The sequence below is a fragment of the Oerskovia gallyi genome (genome assembly GCF_014836745.1).
GTDB lineage: Bacteria > Actinomycetota > Actinomycetes > Actinomycetales > Cellulomonadaceae > Oerskovia > Oerskovia paurometabola.
Window position 1 is genome coordinate 1 of record NZ_JACSQE010000026.1, and the last position, 1,359, is coordinate 1,359.

Below are 1,359 nucleotides of genomic sequence, written 5' to 3' on the forward strand. Positions count from 1 at the left end.
TTCTGCGACACCTGCTCCGCAGCAGCCGCCACCACCCCCGACTGCGCCGCCGTCTCCTCCGACGACGCCGAGAACTGCGACGACACCCCCGCCAACGACTCCGCACTCGACGCGATCGTCACCGACGACTCGAGGACACCAGCGAGCGTGGCGCGCAGCGACGCCTGGGCCGAGGACAGGGCGCGGGCCATGTCCCCCAGCTCGTCCCGGCCGCGGACGTCGGGCTCGTGGGTCAGGTCGCCGTCCGCGATCGCCTCGACCGTGCGCTGCACCCCGACGATCGCTCTCTTGATCCGTCCCGAGGTGATCCAGCCGAACGCCAACCCTCCGAGCGCGCCGACCGCGATGATCACGACGAGCGTGACGATCGCCGTCGACGCCTCGCTCGCGGCCGCTTCCGTCTCTCCCGCGAGGATGTCGTCGATGTACGACTGGAGGCGGTCCAGCGCGCCGCCCATCTGCTGACCGACGTTGTCGAGGTCCGTGTCCGCGGACCGGAACGCCGCGCGGTCCCCGGCCTCGAAGGCCGGCAGCTTGCGCTCCTCGACGATCGAGATGTACTCGTTCACGGACAGCGCGAACGATCCGTACTGGTCCGGCACCGGCTCGCCGATGCCCGCGTAGATGTCCTCGAACGCCCGCATCTCGGCCGTGACGGCGCCGTGGGCCCCGTCGATCGCGACGAACTGCGGGCCTGCCTCCTCGGGCTCCCCCATGTAGTCGCCCAGGCCTCCGGTCGCGAGCCGGTACGACCACACGGAGCTCTGAAGAGCCATGACGCGCGCGTTGAGGGTGCTCTGGATCGTCGCGATCGTCTCCGTGCGCTCCCGGAGCGAGACCGTGGTCGAGACGGCCACCGCGCCCAGCACGATCATCGCGACCACGAGGACCGCGACGAGGCCCAGGATCCTGGTGCGGACCGAGCGCAGGACGCTGCCCCCTGCGGCGTGTGCCGTCCGCTCTCCTGCTCCCTGCGCGGGGTCCACGTCGGACACCTCGCCCGACGTCGCGCCGAGGTCGGACAGGCCGTCGGGGTAGGGCTCGACGAACACCTCGGGCGCGTGCTCGAGCGTGGGTGCGAGGTCGTCGGGTGCTTCGCTCTGCCGGTTCACGGGCTGGTCCTTCCTCTGGAGCTGACTGCGGCGGGTCGTGGGGAGCGGGTCAGTAGACGAACTTCGCGGCGTCCGACTGCAGGTCGGCACTCATCCGGGCGAGCTCGGCGATCGAGTCGTTCATCTGCTGGATCGCTTCCGCGGTCGACGACGCGGCGGTCGCGATGCCGGTGATGTTGCCCGCGATCTCCGAGGCCCCCGTCGCGGACTCCTGCACCCCACGAGACATCTCCGTCGTCGTCGCGGT

At 70.9% G+C, this 1,359-nt stretch carries 2 protein-coding genes; both read right to left on the reverse strand.

From position 1 onward, the window contains the following. Positions 1–1,112 (reverse strand): HAMP domain-containing protein (locus tag H9640_RS19815; RefSeq protein WP_191792305.1); only part of this gene is annotated, 1,112 nt, incomplete at its 3' end. Positions 1,113–1,161: 49 nt separating this feature from the next. After that, a partial coding sequence (locus tag H9640_RS18840; RefSeq protein WP_225227485.1) for a methyl-accepting chemotaxis protein occupies positions 1,162–1,359 on the reverse strand: 198 nt, incomplete at its 5' end.